Origin of the sequence: Planococcus sp. ANT_H30 (genome assembly GCF_008369335.1) — a bacterium.
GTDB classification, from domain to species: Bacteria; Bacillota; Bacilli; order Bacillales_A; family Planococcaceae; genus Planococcus; species Planococcus kocurii.
The window spans coordinates 67,463-86,423 of record NZ_VOBJ01000007.1; the positions used below are offsets into that span (position 1 = coordinate 67,463).

13 protein-coding genes are annotated in these 18,961 nt (G+C 40.1%); 5 read left to right on the forward strand and 8 right to left on the reverse strand.

The annotated features are described in order from the left end of the window. Window positions 1-234 precede the first annotated feature (234 nt). From FQ085_RS13990 to FQ085_RS14025, 8 genes are all read right to left on the reverse strand, one after another. Window positions 235-1,374, reverse strand: a complete 1,140-nt coding sequence (locus FQ085_RS13990; protein ID WP_149456894.1) for a mannitol-1-phosphate 5-dehydrogenase — start codon at window positions 1,372-1,374, stop codon at window positions 235-237. 5 nt (window positions 1,375-1,379) lie between these two features. Continuing rightward, a complete protein-coding gene (locus FQ085_RS13995; RefSeq protein ID WP_149456895.1) occupies window positions 1,380-3,467 on the reverse strand; it encodes a BglG family transcription antiterminator in 2,088 nt (695 codons plus the stop codon). 96 nt (window positions 3,468-3,563) lie between these two features. After that, window positions 3,564-5,477, reverse strand: coding sequence for a PTS mannitol transporter subunit IICBA (locus tag FQ085_RS14000; protein WP_058383927.1), 1,914 nt, complete (start codon window positions 5,475-5,477; stop codon window positions 3,564-3,566). 184 nt (window positions 5,478-5,661) lie between these two features. Next, a complete protein-coding gene (locus FQ085_RS14005; RefSeq protein ID WP_149456896.1) occupies window positions 5,662-8,136 on the reverse strand; it encodes a sensor domain-containing protein in 2,475 nt (824 codons plus the stop codon). 469 nt (window positions 8,137-8,605) lie between these two features. After that, window positions 8,606-9,784: an ankyrin repeat domain-containing protein gene (locus tag FQ085_RS14010; RefSeq protein WP_149456897.1), complete on the reverse strand. Its 1,179-nt coding sequence runs from the start codon at window positions 9,782-9,784 to the stop codon at window positions 8,606-8,608. A gap of 19 nt (window positions 9,785-9,803) precedes the next feature. After that, a complete protein-coding gene (locus FQ085_RS14015) occupies window positions 9,804-11,024 on the reverse strand; it encodes an amidohydrolase (RefSeq protein ID WP_149456898.1) in 1,221 nt (406 codons plus the stop codon). 22 nt (window positions 11,025-11,046) lie between these two features. Continuing rightward, the gene (locus tag FQ085_RS14020) at window positions 11,047-12,273 is read right to left on the reverse strand and encodes an amidohydrolase family protein (protein ID WP_149456899.1); all 1,227 of its coding nucleotides are present in this window, start codon (window positions 12,271-12,273) and stop codon (window positions 11,047-11,049) included. Between the two features lie 68 nt (window positions 12,274-12,341). Continuing rightward, a complete protein-coding gene (locus FQ085_RS14025; RefSeq protein WP_149456900.1) occupies window positions 12,342-13,913 on the reverse strand; it encodes a glutathione ABC transporter substrate-binding protein in 1,572 nt (523 codons plus the stop codon). 260 nt (window positions 13,914-14,173) lie between these two features. Between FQ085_RS14025 and FQ085_RS14030 the strand changes: the two genes are divergently transcribed. From FQ085_RS14030 to FQ085_RS14050, 5 genes are all read left to right on the forward strand, one after another. After that, window positions 14,174-15,076: an ABC transporter permease gene (locus FQ085_RS14030; RefSeq protein WP_058383921.1), complete on the forward strand. Its 903-nt coding sequence runs from the start codon at window positions 14,174-14,176 to the stop codon at window positions 15,074-15,076. A gap of 28 nt (window positions 15,077-15,104) precedes the next feature. Then, a complete protein-coding gene (nikB, locus tag FQ085_RS14035) occupies window positions 15,105-16,025 on the forward strand; it encodes a nickel ABC transporter permease (protein ID WP_058383920.1) in 921 nt (306 codons plus the stop codon). A gap of 16 nt (window positions 16,026-16,041) precedes the next feature. Continuing rightward, window positions 16,042-17,058, forward strand: a complete 1,017-nt coding sequence (locus FQ085_RS14040) for an ABC transporter ATP-binding protein (RefSeq protein ID WP_058383919.1) — start codon at window positions 16,042-16,044, stop codon at window positions 17,056-17,058. After that, a complete protein-coding gene (locus FQ085_RS14045) occupies window positions 17,058-18,053 on the forward strand; it encodes an ABC transporter ATP-binding protein (protein ID WP_058383918.1) in 996 nt (331 codons plus the stop codon). The genes FQ085_RS14040 and FQ085_RS14045 overlap by 1 nt, the downstream gene beginning before the upstream one ends. 149 nt (window positions 18,054-18,202) lie before the next feature. Continuing rightward, a complete protein-coding gene (locus FQ085_RS14050; RefSeq protein ID WP_058383917.1) occupies window positions 18,203-18,958 on the forward strand; it encodes a sensor histidine kinase in 756 nt (251 codons plus the stop codon). The last annotated feature ends 3 nt before the right edge of the window (window positions 18,959-18,961 follow it).

Sequence of the window (18,961 nt, forward strand, 5' to 3'; positions counted from 1 at the left end):
GCTTGCTCCTGATCAAATAATACAAAAAGCCAGGCTCAACCGTAAAACACACCTTTTCTGCCTCAATTTAATAATTATATCACATTTTTCGATTCGACCTATGTGGTTTTGCCTGTCAATTATACCTTACTTAAAGCCTGTAAAAAAGAAAGACCTCTATTGCAATTGGAGATTTACTCGAAGCAATTAAAAAAGCCACTACTTTTTATCAGTAGTGGCCTTTTCCGTTGGATTTTACCCTTGCAGCACTTTATAACGACGAATAACTTCTTTGGTAACATCGCTATCTTCAGCGAGGCCACTAAACTTCTGTAACGTCTCTGCAAGTCCATGTTCACGAATCATTTCTTGGATTTCCACCGCTTCTTCATCTTCTGGGTAATCGAATAATAACGCAGCTGCAACCGCATTCGCTAGATGTGTGTACGGCAATCCCGCTTTTTGCGCTTGTGTAGCTGGTCGAATTAGCCGATCTTCAGGTCCTAGCTTACGAATAGGAGCACGTCCGACTCGTGTCACGCCATCGTTCAAATAAGCATTTTTAAAGCGCTCGATATTTTTATCAATATAGGCCAAATGCTCAGCTTCATCAAGTTTGTATTGCTTTATTAAATAAGCACCTGTTTCTTTTAACGTCGCTCTTACTTCCCTAACAATTTCTTCATCGCCTAAGGTTTCATCAATGGTCGTTTTTCCCGCTAAATAGCCCAAATAAGCAATCACGGCATGACCAGTATTCACGGTAAACAACTTCCGTTCGATAAACGGTGCAAGATCTTTGACTATTGTCATGCCAGTTACTGGCGGAATATCCTCTGTCGTTTCCACGACCCACTCGTAATACGGTTCAACTAACACATCCAATGAATCCTGATTTTGGATTGGCACAATGCGGTCAACCGCTGAGTTGAAAAAGCAAATTTTCTCTTCCAGTTGGGTTTTCGTTTCTTCGTCTAGATTATCCAAAATGTGCTGCTTTAGTATGTCGGTCGCCCCAATTTGATTTTCACAGGCAATAACATAAAGCTTATCCTCTGTTGCCGTGATGCGCTTAGCTAAACCACGAGCAATTAACGGTGCAATTAACGGCAAAATTTTCGGACCGATGGCAGTGGTTAAATAAGTTGCTTGTTGAATCGCCTCAATGACGTCATTTTCATGTGTCCGGTTGTTAATACCCGAAACATTGGTGATCGCAATGGTTTCTTCCTGCGATTGTGCCAATTTTACTTGATAGCCTTTTTCTTCATTTAACTTATTGATTACTTGATCTGCAACATCCACAAACGTTACGTGATAGCCCGATTCGGAAAATAACGCACCGATAAACCCTCTACCAATGTTTCCCGCTCCAAAATGAATAGCCTTCTTCACTGTCATCATTCCTTTATCAACTTATTTTGTAAATAATCCAAAAAGAGTTCTTCTAATTTTTGCCGAATTACTTTTTCGTTAGCTGATGTGTAAATCATCATAGACCTTTCGCTTTCAATCAAACTGGTACTGATTAAACTTAGTATTTCCTGCTCTCTAGCTGTCAGCAATGTAGGGGCTAGCATTAATAAGAGGTTTTTTATACGCATTTCTTTCCCATCCATCCCTCGAACAACAAGAGCGGTATCGAGATGAACAACTTGAAACAATAGCCCACGGATAGAGTCGTCACGACAATGAAAAAGAGCCATATTCGTATCTGGAATTCCAAGTCCACCTTTTTTCTCTCGTTCTTTTAGTTCATGCATGGCAGCGTCAATGTCTGTAATAAGTGCTTCTTTTTCAGCCTGTTCCATTACTTCCCGCAAAACTTGCCAATGATCTGTAGCAAGCTGTGTGTTAATGACTTTAAAATTAGTTAACAGTGTATCCATGCTTACTTGTACTTCTTTAATTTCCCTCAGTACATTTTGAATATTCGGCTTTTTGTTAGCAGTTACCGACCGGTCAGAATTCTCAAGATCCAAATATCGTTTCTTACTAGTAATTTTTTCTACATTTTTTTGCAAATAGTTTTCAATATAGCCAATATCTTGATCACTCAATAAAGGACTAACCATAATATAATCCACTTCTGTTACAGGCAATCTAATTGTCGAAATGACTAGATCGTAATCTTGGAAATGAGCTGTCTGAAATTCGTTAATAGAAAGAATTTCAACTGAATTGATTTCAGGAAGTTCTTTTTGAATCCGACTGGCTAGCATTTTAGAAGTTCCGATGCCTGTTGGACAAATAACAACTGCATCAATCCGAACCCTTTCTTCATTCATCAGTAAAGCTGAGCCGAAATGCAGGACGACGTAGGCGATCTCACCTGCCGGAAAATCCAAATCCTCAAATTCACTTTCTAAACTTTGCTTGACTGCCATAAACAAAACGGGGTATTTTCGCTTGATCTCGTCTGTTAACGGATTAAAGGATTCTAGTTTTTGGTTTAAACGGAAAATCGATGGGCCCATATGCGCAAGCAACCCTTGGTACAATGAAAAGTCATCGACAAGATCTACATGTAGTTGCGCTGAAACGTCGCGGATTAAATTTTTTATCAATCGACCTAGCAAGACGCTATCGTAATAACCCGTATCAGCCGCTTGAACTTTTGACCCTTTTAAAATCACTGATAAAAAATAGATATCTTCCGCAGTCAATGGAATAGAAAGCTGTTTACTCAACTCTCGACAAACTGCATCCATCAATTGATGTTCGCGCTCAGTGCCATACTCTGGTTGTTCTTCAAGTTCAATCGGAAATCCATTTTCCGTGCGCTGTACTGTCAAGCAACAATAAACAACCAGGCCAATATAATCTCTATCCGCTAACTTCGTTTGTTCTTTATTGATTTTCTGGTCAACTAATCCATCCACGACAATCATGTATCCCGGTAAAAAATAACCGAGAATTTTTTGTTGTTGTTTTTTTCCTTGTTGAAGAAAATACAAACTTTCAACCATCTCTTCGTAAAAAAAGGACAAAACATAACTTCCTAAAGCATGACGCTTGTCGGTCTCTCTACCAACCACTTCCACACCTACGCCACGTGTTCGTGATAACTCAACTGAAAACTTCCCTAACCAGCTTATTAGATCCTCTAAATAAACGGTTAGTGTAGCGGTGCTGACACCTAGATTGTTGGCGAGCATTTGCTTTTTAAAAAACGGGCCTTCATGCAGCAAAATTAGGAGCAACTTCAATTTTCTCTCCTCTGCTGTTTCATCTGCCGGACTGGTCGTTATCAAATTTTGTATGAGACGATAAACTTGATCGTTGGGTCCTTCGATAAAAAGCCCTTCATCCGCGGTACGTTCCACCGTCAAGTCGAATTGCTGCAATAGCTTTCCTACTGATTTTAAATCCCGCTGAATGGTTCGAGCACTAACATCCAAATAGGAAGACAGCGAATTTACCGTATGTTTTCCAGAGGTTTTAACAATTAGCTCGATTATGGATTTTTCTCTAAACGTGATAAACATGCAGCTCACTCATTTCGCTTTAAAATGCCTTCAACAAGACTGGGAAATGCAAATAGCACAAAAAGGCAGGAGCTCCCGCCTTTTTGTTGTTGTCATTTAATTGCTGTTAATGATGTCGATGATTTCTTTAGCAGATTTCGCTGCTACGAGTCGATCGACATTGTCTTGGTCCGCACAAACGACTGCGATTCCTGAAAGGATTTCTAAATGTGTGCCATCTTTTCCAGCAATCCCAAAAATCATTTTTGCACGCTCTCCATCAAAGTCTACTCCATTTGGGACTTGAACAACAGTAAAGCCAGACTTGATGACTGCTTTTTTCGCCTCTTCTGTGCCATGAGGAATGGCAACGTTATTGCCCATATATGTCGTTGTGATTTCCTCACGCTTGAGCATATCCCCCACATAGGATTCTTCCACATAACCCGCTTTTACTAATGCCTGTCCAGCAAATCGAATAGCTTCTTCTTTTGTGCGGAATCTTTGTCCGATAAAGACATTTTCTTCAAGCAACAGCTGATCCTCTTCAGCGCTGCCAGCGACAACCGCTCGATTTTCTTCCACCACTTCTTGCTCTTCACTCGTCGCATCGTTTTGTAAACGCTCGATCAGCTTGTCGTATTCCGGACTGGATAGAAAATTGTCAACTGAAATATGATAAGCAGCTGGCACCTTATTTTCAGCACGCGGTGTCAATTTTTCCTGCGTAATGACGATTTGTGAGTCACTTGGAATTGTGCTGATGGCCGTATTTGTGACGACTATACCTAATCCTGCCTCTTTTACTTTCTTACGTAATAAAGAAGCACCCATAGCACTTGATCCCATCCCGGCATCACAAGCAAAGACAATTTTTTGGACATTTCCAGGAAATACACTGCTAGTAGCTGTAGCTGTTGGAATTATTTCCTGGGAAATAGAACTCTTCTTCCCTTTCATCTGTTCCATTTTCTTTGTTGCTTCTTCGATTCCTTCATCTGTTTGTTTGCTTGATTTTAAAACGATTGCTGAAATAACAAAAGATACAGCCGTTGCAACAAATACCGCAGTAAAGTTGGCTAAGTATGCCAATCCTTCAGGTGGTGTGACCGCTGCAATGGCTAAAATACTTCCTGGTGATGCAGGCGCAACCAATCCGCCACCCATTAACACAAGAGTAAAGACGCCACTCATCCCCCCAAAAATTACGGCCAACAACAACATTGGCTTCATTAGTACATAGGGGAAATAAATTTCGTGAATTCCCCCGAAGAAATGAATGATCGCTGCTCCAGGTGCCGATTGTTTCGCAATTCCTTTTCCAAAGAACATAAAGCCCAGTAGAACGCCGAGTCCTGGACCTGGATTCGCTTCAAGTAGAAACAAAATTGATTTTCCTGCTTGTTGAACTTGTTCCAAGCCGATCGGTGTCAAAACACCATGGTTAATTGCGTTGTTTAAGAACAAAATTTTCGCAGGTTCAATCAAAATACTCGTCAATGGTAACAATCCAGCTTCTAACAACCAGTCTACACCTGAAACGAGAACGCTCGTAAAGGCACTTACAGCAGGTCCGATACCGAGAAACGCAAAAATCGCCAGTGCCCCACCCAAAATTCCTGCAGAGAAGTTGTTGACCAACATTTCAAAGCCAGTCCGAATTTTCCCATCAATCAACTGATCAAATTTCTTGATCACATATGCGCCGAGAGGACCCATAATCATAGCACCTAAAAACATAGGTGTATCAGGAGCCCCAATAATGACACCCATGGTCGCAATTGTTCCGACTACTGCACCTCGCTGGTCATAAATCAAGCGCCCACCTGTATAGCCGATAAGAAGCGGCAGCATATAGTGAACCATTGGTCCAACTAATTTCCCAAGCTCTTCGTTAGGAAAGAACCCTGTTGGAATAAACAAAGCTGTGATTAATCCCCACGCAATAAATGCACCAATATTCGGTAAAACCATAGAGCTCAAGAAGTTCCCAAACTTTTGTATCCCGACCTTTGTTTTCGAATCGTTCATGTGATCCTCCCTTTCTCAAAATAGTTAGTTATGTTGTTTCTTTATCATAGTTCATAATTGGAAGCGTATTCAATAACAAGCAAAGTCAACTTTGTCGTTTCCTTCACGACAAGACTACTGTTTCTGTAGGTAGCAAAAAAAGCTGTCGAGAACTCAACAGCTTTACATTCATTAGAACTAATTTTTAATTGTCTGTCACCCCTAAATAATTAGGAGGAACGTAATCCATTTGTGAGCTTTTTAGCAAGTTAGCATTAAAGTTCTCTTTCAAAAACTTCGTCATTTCATTTCGATTTAAAGGTTTGGCATACAAATACCCTTGTACTTCATTACACCCGATAGCGGTTAAGTAATCTTGTTGCTCTACCGTTTCCACTCGCTCCGCAAGCGAAACTAACTTTAAGTTTTTTGCCATGACAATGATGGTATTGATGATGGTTCTTGCTTTTTCATCGGTTGCAATGTCTTGAACAAGAGAACCATCAATCTTCAAGCGATCGATTGAAAAGTTTTTTAAGTGATTTAACGAACTATAGCCTGTCCCAAAGTCATCCATGCTAATTGAAATGCCGAGATTTCTTATCTTATCAAAAATATCCTTGGCATATTCTACATCTCGAATAGCCATACTTTCCGTTATTTCTAAGTCGAGCATGTTAAGAGCATAGCCCGTTTTTTTAACTATCTCTTTAATATTCTTGATAAAGTTCTGGTGGAAAAATTGTTTAATGGAGACGTTTACACTCAAGTGCAGTTTCTCGTGTCCTGCTTCTTGCCAAATTTTAACCTGTTTACTAGACTCTGCTAACACCCACTGCCCCAATTCAATAATCAACTGGTTGTTTTCCGCTGTTGCAATAAAATCTTCTGGACTGATCAATCCTTCCTCTGGATGATTCCATCTCAATAAAGCTTCTACGCCAAATACTTTTCCAGTCGCGAAATTTATCTGAGGTTGATAATATATCTCGAATTGCTTTTCTTTTACTGCTTTTCTCATATCTGCTTCTAACAACAATTGTTTAGGGTTCATTTCTTTCAGGTGATTTTGATAAAACTCATACATGTTTTTACCCTTTTCCTTAGCACTATACATCGCCGCATCCGCAAATTTCATCAAATCTTCTCCAAAGCAACTATCCTGAGGATATAAAGCTATTCCGATACTTCCTGTTATGTAAAATTCCTGATTTTCGAGAAGAAACGGCGTTTGTATTTGACTTAAAACATCTTCTACCTGTTTTTCGAAATTTTCATGTGATGAAATATCCGAAAACAGAAAAGTAAACTCATCCCCGCCTAACCTTGAAATGACTAGGTCTTGTTTGTTCATAGCGGTAAATCGATTTGCCAATACCTGAAGCAAATGATCTCCTGCTTGATGACCCAATATATCGTTCACCAACTTAAAACGATCCAAATCCAAGAAACACACAGCCATCTGTGCGTCGGGGCTAGAAGCAGCAATTCTAAGACTTAACTCTTCTTCAAAAAACCTTCTATTTGGTAAGAGAGTGAGTGGATCATGGTAAGCCAGATGATGAATTTTTTCTCTCGCCTCAACAATTTCCGAAATGTCTTTTGCAAAAATAGTGATATGTGTTAACTCTTCTTCTAAAAAATTAGGCACTAACGTGATTTGTACATTGACCTCCGTTTTCATATGAGTGAGTAACTTCGTTTCGAACATTTGTGATTCCCCGTTAAAGGCTATTACCGATAAACTTAGAAACTCATCTTTTCGTTGAGCATGAATCAATTCACTAAACGAAGACAATTCTTTTAACTCCTTTAGTTGAAAACCTAACATTTCTTGAGTCGCCTTATTAATTTTAGTTATTTTCCCGCTCGCATCTAGCGTAAAAATCGCAATCGCTTGGTTTTCAAACAGTGTCTCGTATTGATGCTTATTTTTATTTATCAGCTCTTTTTGTTTTTCACTATAAAAGTCTGAAACAAAACCTGGGAACAGTTCTAAGAATACTAAGCCAAACACGTTGATCGTTAACGGCAATAGCGTGTCATTTAGGTAAAGCCAATTAGAAATCGGAATGTCACGATTATTAAACAGATCTATATTAGAAAATAGCGTAATGCTGGAAAACAATGTAAATCGAATGCTCGCGAATGCGATGCCAACTGCAATACTTCCGTAAATGATCCAGCTAATATTTACTTTCTCAATTTTTCTCAACTGCCGTATAAATCGAAAAGTGGCAATTGTGTTACCTAACAGCAAAATGTTCGCACTAACAAATAATAAAATATTCATTTTTAGATTCTTCTCGACCATTTCCGTTCGAATATCAATAAAGTTAACTAAACTAATGCAACAAGCAAAAATGATGGCGCCCAACAATAATTTTTGAAAGGAAATTTCTTTAGAACATATCGCAAGTACTGCCGTATAAACCGCAAAAGAACTGAAAAGAAAAACAAAGATACCCGTTAGTAAACTACTCAGTGAACCAATGTCTAAAAAGGAAGAGTCGAGATAAGTAAAATAAATGATGGCTCCAACGATAATTGAGAGAATGCGTACTTTGTTTTTGTTCTCTCTTGTGAAATCTACTTTTCTTATGACTGTAATACCAATAAAGGCCGCTATACTGGCAATTGTAATTGATAACATGTAATCACTAAGTGAATAGTAATCCACTACAAACCCCTCTTTTCTGACCAATTACACAGATGACAAATAATTAATACAACATACGTAACGAAAAGTTTATTTAGCCACATTTACGAACTTCGATTTACAGTTCATACACATCACTCTTTTAGATTCCAATTCACATGTATCTAACGAACTAAATTACACCCATAATACAGGTATATCTGCTGATTATCAATAGCTGTACTCTGATAATTCAGTTAGTTGAATGTATCATTACTTTTTTAATGTTAGCAAGTACCTCTCATTAATGCGGTAGTCGAAATTTAGATAGCCTTATTTAATTTTTTTATTTTGTATAACGGATTGTCAGCAAAAAAATAATAGTACTCGCTTCTTGTCTAGCAACATCGTTTAAGTAGCCAATACTCCGTTATTTTTCACCATGACAAAAAGGCAGATCATTTTGATCTGCCTTTTTGTCATGGTGAAAAGAAAAAAAACGAGAATTTTACTAGCCTTTTTTTCCGCTCTTGTTCAGTAATTCAATGGAACGATTTTTATGCTCTGTGAATAACTTATTGTCGGTATCTAATGCGATAGCTAAATCCATCGCTTGGATTGCCTCACTGTGACTCGCTATCGCTCGTAAACTATTTGCTTTATGAAATAGGTAGTCAGGGCGTGCTGGTGACTTTTCTAACAGCCGGTTCATCACACAGACTGCTTCTTGATGTCTGCCAAGTTCGCGCAAGTAATTAGATTTGTGATACAAGAAAAAAGAAGCTGCAGGATTTTTTGTGATGGCCTTGTCAAATACGTTCAATGCTTCTTCTGGCTGCTCCAATAAGCGATAGCAATTTGCGATGTAGAAATAAAATTGGCTGTCTTCATCATCTAATTCTATAGCTTTTCTATAAGCTGTTATCGCAGAACTGTATGCTTTTGTTTCCTGCAGCATTAATCCTTTCCAAAAATACCGTTCACCGTTATTTTTGTCGGTTGAAAAAGCTTTTTCAACCATCTCTAACCCTTCGTCATAGTTTTCTTTTTTATAAAAAGATGACAAATTGACTTCTCCAGAACTACCTTCTATCGAGTTTCCTTCAAAAAGTTCTATTATAGTCGTTTGCTTTAGTTGATAAGCATGGTCATAAGCGTTTAACCCTTGGCGATCTTTAACTTGAAAATCGGCACCTGCTTCTAGTAGTAATCGAACGACGAGCGTATACAAATGACCTCCATCGCCTAAAATAACGGCTTCATGGAGAGCCGTCCAGCCGAGTTTGTTTACATGATTAACTGGAACACCTGCTTCTAAACAGTATTGAACCGTTTTGGCATAGCCTTTTTCGCTAGATGGTAGCAATGCTGTACCACCAAATCGATTTACACCGGTAACATCTGCACCAAATCGCGTCATCAACTTCAATGTAGCTGAAAAACCATTGGCTCCTGCTGCAATGAATGGACTTAATCCCGTAGAATCTTTATGATTCGGATTACTTCCTTCTTTTAATAGAAATTCAGTTATTGCAAAGTGATTGGATAAGACAGACCGCATAAATGCGGTCTGTCCAAATTCATCTTTGTATTGAATACTAACTTTTTTCTCTAGCAACATTCTGACTTGTTCTACATCTCCCGAGGCACTTGCTGACAAGAGGCGTTTATCGCTAAAATCTATCGTCATCTACTTATCCACTTTTCTCTTAAAGTTCTCCGTATACTAACTTACCACGGAATACGACAGCTTTTCTTTCTGGCGTACGAGCCACTGCTTCAGCAGAGCATGAGGCTTCTACAAAAACAAAATCTGCATCATCGCCAACAATTGGCCACAATACGTCCCCTTTATCGGATAACGGGGTAATTCCATTTGTGATAAACTTCAATGAATTGGCCAAGCCACGTTCGTCACTTTTCCGGAATACTTCACTATACAGCGAAGCTTTTTCTAGCAAGTCTCCTGAGCCATATGGCGACCAGGAATCATAAAATCCGTCACAGCCAAAATGAACGTTTACGCCTTGTTGATCTAATAGGGCAACAGGTGGCATTGTTTTTATAATCGGCACAGTCGACATAACAGCCACCCCGACTTCCGCCAATTCTTTTGCTATTTTCTCTTGCTGAGCAATTGGCGATTCACCCAAGTTAAACGCATGACTGACGGCGACACGATTTTGCCATTGTGCTTGTTTTGTTAATTCGATTAGCTTCTCGGTCGTATAATACCCGACTTGTCCGCTGTCATGTAAGTGAATATCGATATCGGCATCGAATTCAGTCGCGATATTCATCATCGTATCAAGTGACTTTTCAATGTTTCTATCGATACCAGCTGGGTCTAATCCACCAACCATTGTCGCACCCGAACGCATGGCTTTTTTCATCAATCCAGGAACCTCTCCATTTAATAGACCATGTTGGGGAAACGCCACAATATCGTAACTGAGCTGATCGGAATGAGCTTCTAATACCGAGCGTATGCCTTCTAGATTTTTAAGCCCGACGTACGGATCAATATTTACGTGAGTTCGGATATGAGTCGCGCCTTTTGATTGAAGTAACTGAATCATTGCTGTGGCACGTTGCTCGGTCGTTTCGGAAAGCTCTTCTAGTTCAATAGCTTCCAAACTCAATCGCTGTTTTAAACTAGAAACCGGCTGGCACGCTTTCCAGTCGAGCGAAAGATAGGTTTTATCTAAATGATTGTGCATTTCTTTAAAAGAAGGCAGACCGAGTAGCCCTTTGGCATCCATCGTTTTTACACCTGTTTCAATGGTTTCAGTGGCTGGCTTTTTTTCTGTAATTTTACCCTCTTCAATCTTTAAATGATAAAGAGCAGTGTTTGTTTCTAGTGAGTTGTTGGTGCATGTACTTAATCCTTTTTCTAAAAGAACATTTTTTATCCATAATGCTGTACTCATCAAATTTCCTCCTTCTACCGGTTCACTGCATTTGCGGCAGTTTATTTTTGATTTCTTGACCTTTGAAAAAGACAGCTTTTATGTCAGCTCTTCTGGCAATTGCCTCTGCTGTACAACTTGCATTCACTAAGATCATTGATGCAGTATCACCAATTTGTGGCCATACTCTTTCTCCTTGTTCGTTAAGAGGCGTTATTCCACCTGTAGCGTATTTCAAAAGACGATTTAACGAATATTCATCAATGTATTTAAAGCGTTCTGCGAGAGTTGCTAATTTCCGAATCGTATTTCCAGTACCGAATGGCGACCAATGATCCGTAATGCTATCATGACCAAGCGAAACTTCGATACCCGCCTGATCTATTTTTGCAACTGGAATGGTTGGACGATTAATAGGAATCGTCGTCGTTACATCAATCCGGCTTTCGCGCAAGTCAGCAAGTGTTGAGGCAAGGACATCTCCCTCTAAATCACCTAATGCTATGCCGTGACTTATCGTTACACGTCCCTGCATATTTGCTTGTTTCGTATAGTCCGCCAGTCGACTAAAGGTGAAAGCACCGAGTGTATCTGGGTCGTGCAGGTGCAAGTCAATGCCTGCATTATGCTCGGCAGCTATATCAAAGACCGTTGATAAAGAGCGTTCGATGTGGCGATCCACTGTTGCTGGGTCTACGCCACCCACTAAAGTCGCTCCGTTTTTCATCGCTTCTCTTATTAATCCTACAGAATCACTTCTAAGCAAGCCGTGTTGTGGAAACGCAACAACATCGTAGGTGATGGCATCTTTATAGTTTTCAAGTGCTCGCATCGTTGCTTCAAGATTTTTCAATCCAATAACCGGATCAACGTTGCAATGCGTGCGAATATGCGTATGGCCATTGCGAATCAGCAATTCGATCATGTTTTCTGCTCGTTGTTGTGCAGTTGGCAACAGTTTAGGTAATAGCTCTTTTTCTTCTTCTAATCGCGTGAAAATGCCTTTCGTTATAGGCGTGCACGCTTTCCACGGTCCGCTGTAAAACGTTTTGTCGATATGAATATGCATTTCGCGTAAAGAAGGCAGAAGAAGTTGATGTTCGGCATCGTATTTTTCTACCAAATTGTTCGGTAATTCCTTAGAAATAGACTTAATTTTGCCTTCTTCAATTTCTAAATGGACGATTTCTGTTTCAGTTCCAGTAATGCGATTGCCATCTCTTTTAAAGCCCTTTTCTAATCGTACGTTCATTAACCAGTAATTTTTCATGTTCGTACCTCCATTGAAAAACAGAAAGAGCACTAGGCATAGTGCTTTTTCTGTTTATTTTTTTAATATTATTCAGCAATTTTCACTTTGTCGATCATTAAATAGTTTGCGGCATTCAACCAGTAGCCGCTGACCTTTTCATTGTGTACTGCCATATGTTCGTAATTGCGAATGGGTACGTATACGGCATCGTCAAGCTCCATTTGTGCCAGTTCTTCATAAATTTCCAATCGTTTGTTCTCATCTGTTTCTTCACGTGCTGCTTCAATCAACTTGTCTACTTCTGGATTGCTGTAGTAGAAAGAGTTACCAGCAGGTCCTTGTGACGCCGTATGGAACAGGTTGTACTGATTGTAATCGCCATCACCTGTCGCATTACCCCAACCACTAATATACATCTGTTGCTCTCCAGCGTTTGTCATTTCAATAAACGTTCCGTATTCCACTACTTGAATTTCTACTTCGATGCCAATTCCTTTTAATTGAGACTGAATAACTTCTGCCATATTGATCCGTTCTTTTCTGTCGCTTGTCAGCAATGAAATTTTCAAGTTCTCTGCTCCAGCTTCTTTCAGTAATTTCTTCGCTTCGTTTAAATCGTATTCTGCAGGTTTGGTATTTTCACTATGACCAAAAACTTTCGGGCTCATCGCTGAGTTTGCCAAAGTTCCTACATTGTTATAAACACCTGAGATAATCGATTCGCGTTCGATGGCATGACTGATTGCTTTACGGACACGTACATCATTCAACGGCGCTTTCTGTGTATTAAATCCAAGAAATTCCACTGCAAGACCTTCAGTACGTGTAAGACCCATCGTACTAGAAGCTTCGATTCGTTCGATTTCAGTGACTGGAACTTGATCATTAATATGTGCTTCTCCGGTTTCAATCATCGCCAGCCTCGTTGCATCTTCTGGTACAACTTTAAAGACAACACGATCAATGCTTGCTTTTTCACCCCAGTATTCTTCGTTTCTAGTTAGTGAAATTTCTTGACCGCTCTTCCACTCTTCAAAGACAAATGGCCCAGTTCCGACTGGCTTATCTCTCAAGGATTCCGGATCTTCCGCTAATGCTTTCGGACTTAGGATACTACCTTCTTGGCTAGCTAAGATAGATAGCAAGGGGGCATAGGGGTAGTCCAAAAGAAATTGCACAGTAGTTGGATCCACTACTTTCACTTCTTTAATCATTGAAAATTTCTCACGTTGTGGCGAACCTGTTTCTGGGTCTAACAGACGGTCGAATGTAGCTTTAACCGCTTCTGCATCAAAGGTAGCTCCGTCGTGGAACATAATTCCTTCATTCAATTTGAATTCCCAAGTTGTATCATCAATCACTGTCCATTCTTTAGCAAGTGATGGCTGAAGTACGAAATCTTCATCTGGCTTTACTAAGTTTTCATATACTTTTTGGTAGTTGATATTTGCGGATGGGATATCCGTGATGAAATGCGGATCTAAGTTAGTAGCATCTGAAAGTCGAACGATATTTAAAGTTCCTCCTGTTGAGTTCCCATCGGCTGATGCTGCTTTTTCCGTTGATTGTGAAGAACTGGTCGAACATGCTGCCAGTAGCAATAGAACAAACACTAACATAGAGCCTAGTACAACGTGCTTAAAATTGTTTCTCTTCATAAAGTCTCCCTCTTTCTCCTTTTGATTTTGTTGCCTTTACCGATGAGCAGTAACTGTTTACCTCAAGCTCATTCTTAATGATAAGAGAATAGTCCGAAGATTTTTTACATTTTATCTACAAATAATTTAACTATTTCGACTACTAGTGACAATTCCATTTACTTTCAGTGAGATTCTGATAATTTGAAATAAATCGCCTGCTACTTTTCGGTAAGAAGCAGAAGCTTTCTTTTAAAAATAATCAGTTTCGGAGGGATAGTATGAAAATTGAAATGGACAAAGAAAAACCGTTACTAGTTACGCAAACAATCGATCACCCGAGGCAATCCGTATTTGGCAGTTTCTTTTCTGTCTTTATGGAAAACAAAGCTGCAGTCGTAGGAGGCCTCATTATTCTCTTCTATATCTTCATTGCCATTTTCGCACCTGTTTTAGCTCCCTACCATCCACACGAAATCAATTTGGACAACAAGCTGATCCCCCCCTCAATGGAGCATTGGATGGGGACAGACGATAAAGGAAGAGATATTCTAAGCCGGATTCTTTACGGATCTAGGTTGTCGATGGGAGTAGGTTTTGCTGCTGTTGCCTTTGGCGGATTTTTTGGTATCACGCTCGGATTAATCGCTGGTTATTACGGAAAATGGTTGGATACGATCATTATGCGTTGTATGGACGTCCTCTTGGCTTTCCCGGGAATTCTACTAGCACTTGCAATCGTCAGTGCATTAGGGCCAAGCCTAATCAACGTAACCATTGCAGTTGGCGCCTTTTCAGTTCCTCTGTTTGCACGAATAGTAAGAGGTTCTACATTAGAAGTAAAACAACTGGAATACATTGACGCGATTCGTTCACTTGGAGCAAGAGACGGCACGATTATTTTCAAGCACATTCTTCCTAACATCTTGTCACCGATTATTGTTCAAGGAACATTACGCGTAGCAACAGCGATTTTATCAGCTGCTGGTTTATCTTTCTTAGGATTAGGCGCTCAGCCACCTTCTTCAGAATGGGGAACGATGCTCAGTAGCGGACGAGATTTTCTTTTCACCGCTCCATACATCGCCATCTTCCCAGGTCTTGCTATCGCATTTCTGGTTCTTGGCTTTAACATCTTCGGCGATGGTTTACGTGATGCATTCGATCCACGTATGAAAAAATAATACTACTCACATAGAGGAGGTCCTTTCCATGCTCATGTTCATTTTAAGACGTCTATTCCAAACAATTCCCGTCATCTTCGGAGTGACGATCGTGGTATTCATCATCATGCAGCTCGTTCCCGGTGACCCAGCCGTCCTGTTAGCTGGTGAAGGTGCCACACAAGAAACAATCGAAGCGCTTCGAACGCAACTTGGTCTCAACCAACCCTTATACGCTCAGTACATTGACTATGTCACCAATATATTCCGTGGTGATCTTGGAACTTCTTTAAAAAACAATCAGCCAGTACTTGATGAAATCATGTTGCGACTACCGATTACACTAGAATTGGCTATCTTTAGTACAATCATCACGATTGTTCTTGGAATGGCTGCTGGCATCATCTCAGCAGTAAAACCTTACTCCATTATCGATACGGTCGTAATGGTTATCGCCCTTTTAGGAATTTCTTTACCGAGCTTTTGGTTTGGTTTGATGCTGATGTACGGATTTTCCGTAAAGCTTCAACTATTCCCGGTTGCCGGTTGGGATAGTCTAGCGCACATTGTCTTGCCTGCTTTCACACTTGGTGCAGGTGGTGCAGCTATCGTTGCGCGAATGACTCGCTCAAGTATGCTTGAAGTGATCCGTCAAGATTATATTCGGACTGCTCGAGCAAAAGGCGTGAAAGAACGCGTCATTATTTACAAACACGCCTTACGCAATGCCTTGATCCCCGTTATTACAGTTATCGGTCTTCAGTTCGGAGCGCTACTGGGTGGAACGGTACTCGTTGAATCTATCTTTGCCATCAATGGCCTTGGACGAATGATTGTCGATTCAATCAGAATGCGCGACTTGCCAATGGTTCAAGGTGGCGTATTGGTTGCTTCCTTAGTTTTCGTAGCCGTCAATTTACTCGTAGATGTTTTGTATAGATTCTTCAATAAACGGATTGAACTAAACTAAAAGGCGGTGCATTCAAATGGAACCACGTGAAACTATTTTAGAAGTTAAAAATTTAAAAACTTATTTCCATACAAAGCGCGGCATTAGTAAAGCCGTTGATGGCATTGACTTTTCACTCAAAAAAGGAGAAACCTTGGGCATTGTAGGTGAGTCTGGTTGCGGCAAAAGCATTACGTCTCTATCGATTCTTCGGCTGATCCCAACACCACCAGGGAAAATTGAAGGCGGTCAAGTCTTGTTTAAAGGTAGAGACTTAGTCACGCTTTCTGACAGTGAAATGCGTAAAATTCGTGGCAATGAAATCTCAATGATTTTCCAAGAGCCAATGACTTCCTTGAATCCTGTTATTCCTGTCGGCGAGCAGATTGCAGAGGCTATTCGGCTCCACCAGAAAATGAACAAAAAAGAAGCCCGTGCGAAAGCCATTGATATGCTGAAATTAGTCGGCATTCCTTCTCCGGAAAAAAGAGCTAAGCAAGAGCCTTTTCAATTAAGTGGTGGAATGCGACAGCGTGTCATGATTGCCATGGCACTTTCTTGTAATCCCGAAGTACTGATTGCAGATGAACCCACAACGGCTTTAGACGTAACGATTCAAGCACAAATTTTGGAGCTGATCAAAGATTTACAGGCAAAACTAGGAATGGGCGTCATCATGATTACTCACGACCTGGGTGTAGTCGCAGAGACATGCAATAAAGTCGCAGTCATGTATGCAGGGAATATCGTAGAATATGCAGCTACGCAAAATCTTTTTGATGAACCTAAGCATCCTTACACACGAGGACTTTTAGCATCTCTCCCAAAAATTGATGAAGATAAAGAAGAACTGTATACAATTGAAGGCAGCGTACCAAGTTCTTACAGCATGCCTGAAGGATGTCGCTTCGCATCCCGTTGTCCGTTTGCGGAAGCCATGTGCCACCAGAAACAACCTGAACTTCTTGAACACCAAGATGGTTCGAAAGTTCGCTGCTGGATGTACTCAAACGAATGGACAGGTGAAAAACGACAAGAGGAGGTATTCAGCTAATGCAGACAGTTGAAGAGAAAAAAGTTTTATTGGAAGTTTCAAATCTGAAGCAATACTTTTCTGTAAAAAAAGACTCGATCTTTCAGCCGAAGGCATATGTTAAAGCAGTTGATGGTATTTCTTTTGTCGTAAACGAAGGCGAAACGCTGAGCATTGTAGGGGAATCTGGTTGTGGAAAATCGACGACGGGTCGTGCGATTTTAAGACTCGATGAACCGACAGACGGCAAAGTGCTTTATGCAGGAAAAAATATCGTGGATTTATCTAAACAAGAAATGCGTGAACTGCGCGGCGACTTGCAAGTCATTTTCCAAGATCCTTTTGCTTCGCTAAATCCGCGGCAAACGGTCAAACAAATTCTTCGGGAAGCGATGACTATTCAAAAATCCGTTACTAAGCCCCTGCAACACGATCGAATGATTGAGTTATTAACGCTAGTTGGCTTACCCGCAGAAGCGTTAGACCGCTATCCTCATGAATTTAGCGGTGGGCAGCGCCAACGAATCGGCATTGCGCGCGCGCTTGCAGTAGATCCGAAACTAATCATTTGCGACGAAGCTGTATCGGCACTTGATGTTTCCATTCAGGCTCAGATTTTAAATTTATTAAAAAAATTACAAAAGCAATTCAAGTTGACTTACCTCTTTATCTCCCATGATTTAAGTGTTGTACGCTACATCTCTGATCGCGTAATGGTTATGTATTTAGGGAAAATTGTCGAAATTTCAGATAAAAAAGATTTGTTTGACGTTCCATTGCACCCTTATACGAAAGCTCTGTTGTCTTCAATTCCTGTACCCAATCCATCTGTCAAAAATGAGCGGATTTTACTGAAAGGGGATGTACCATCTCCTATTAATCCACCAACTGGCTGCCGCTTCCACACGCGCTGTCCATTTGCTACAGATCGGTGCAAAACAGAAGAACCGGCTTTACAAGAACTTCGCCCAAACCATTTTGTCAGCTGTCATTACGCAGAAGAACTATTGGGATGAAAAAGTTCTTTACCGTATGAACAAAATAATGTGATATAACTATTGAGCATTTCTGAATATTGGAGTAGGTTTAAGTAACAGCCCTCCAAAACAGAATGCTCTACTTTCATTCTTCCTCACATTCAGTTAAGCAAGGAGCAGTGCATGCGATGCTGACGATCGAAGCTTTTTCTTTTTATATTATGATGTGTGTACTGGCTCCGCTCATCGGTGCCTTCACATTATTATTTTTGTTTGTCTTTGAAAAACGGATTGATTTGATTGAAAAAGAAAAAAATGAAATTGTATTAGAGAGTGAATTACAAAAAGCTCTCTACAATCAGCTAAATCAAGAAATACAGCCTCATTTCTTTTTCAATACGATGAATTCTATTTTGAGTTTGGCTCGACTTGAACGAAAAGAAGAATTGATTTATTCAATCGAGACATTCTCCAAGCTTTTAAAGCATAAATACAAAACAAACACGACATTTATTACGATTGAAGACGAATTATCGTACGTCGTTTCTTATTTAGATATCCAAAAAATTCGCTTTCGAGAACGGCTTGATTATCAAATTGATAGTGAGCCAGTTGTTCAAAAAGCGATTACCTTACCCTTTTTAATTCAAACACTCGTTGAAAATGCCTTTAAGCATTCTTTCGAGAAAAAAGCCGGAAAAGCTGAACTTCACATAGTCATCTCAAAGCAAGAATCTATGCTTTGCATTCTTGTTGCTAACAGTCTGCCAAACGAAGAACAGCAAAGTTCAGCCGATGCTGGAACTGGACTTGCTAATATTTCCAAAAGATTGAATTTGTTGTTTCCAGATGATGAAACATCTGTTGATATAACACATTCAGAAGATTGGACAACTGTACAAGTACTATTTCCGCTCGTTTATCAATTAGATTTAAAGGAGTGAAGC

Bases quoted from the DNA above. Each gene is read 5' to 3' on its own strand.
- FQ085_RS13995 (WP_149456895.1), bottom strand. From the start codon at position 3,467: ATGTTTATCACGTTTAGAGAAAAATCCATAATCGAGCTAATTGTTAAA.
- FQ085_RS14000 (WP_058383927.1), bottom strand. From the start codon at position 5,477: ATGAACGATTCGAAAACAAAGGTCGGGATACAAAAGTTTGGGAACTTC.
- FQ085_RS14010 (WP_149456897.1), bottom strand. From the start codon at position 9,784: ATGACGATAGATTTTAGCGATAAACGCCTCTTGTCAGCAAGTGCCTCG.
- FQ085_RS14015 (WP_149456898.1), bottom strand. From the start codon at position 11,024: ATGAGTACAGCATTATGGATAAAAAATGTTCTTTTAGAAAAAGGATTA.
- FQ085_RS14020 (WP_149456899.1), bottom strand. From the start codon at position 12,273: ATGAAAAATTACTGGTTAATGAACGTACGATTAGAAAAGGGCTTTAAA.
- FQ085_RS14025 (WP_149456900.1), bottom strand. From the start codon at position 13,913: ATGAAGAGAAACAATTTTAAGCACGTTGTACTAGGCTCTATGTTAGTG.
- FQ085_RS14030 (WP_058383921.1), top strand. From the start codon at position 14,174: ATGAAAATTGAAATGGACAAAGAAAAACCGTTACTAGTTACGCAAACA.
- nikB (WP_058383920.1), top strand. From the start codon at position 15,105: ATGCTCATGTTCATTTTAAGACGTCTATTCCAAACAATTCCCGTCATC.
- FQ085_RS14040 (WP_058383919.1), top strand. From the start codon at position 16,042: ATGGAACCACGTGAAACTATTTTAGAAGTTAAAAATTTAAAAACTTAT.
- FQ085_RS14045 (WP_058383918.1), top strand. From the start codon at position 17,058: ATGCAGACAGTTGAAGAGAAAAAAGTTTTATTGGAAGTTTCAAATCTG.
- FQ085_RS14050 (WP_058383917.1), top strand. From the start codon at position 18,203: ATGCTGACGATCGAAGCTTTTTCTTTTTATATTATGATGTGTGTACTG.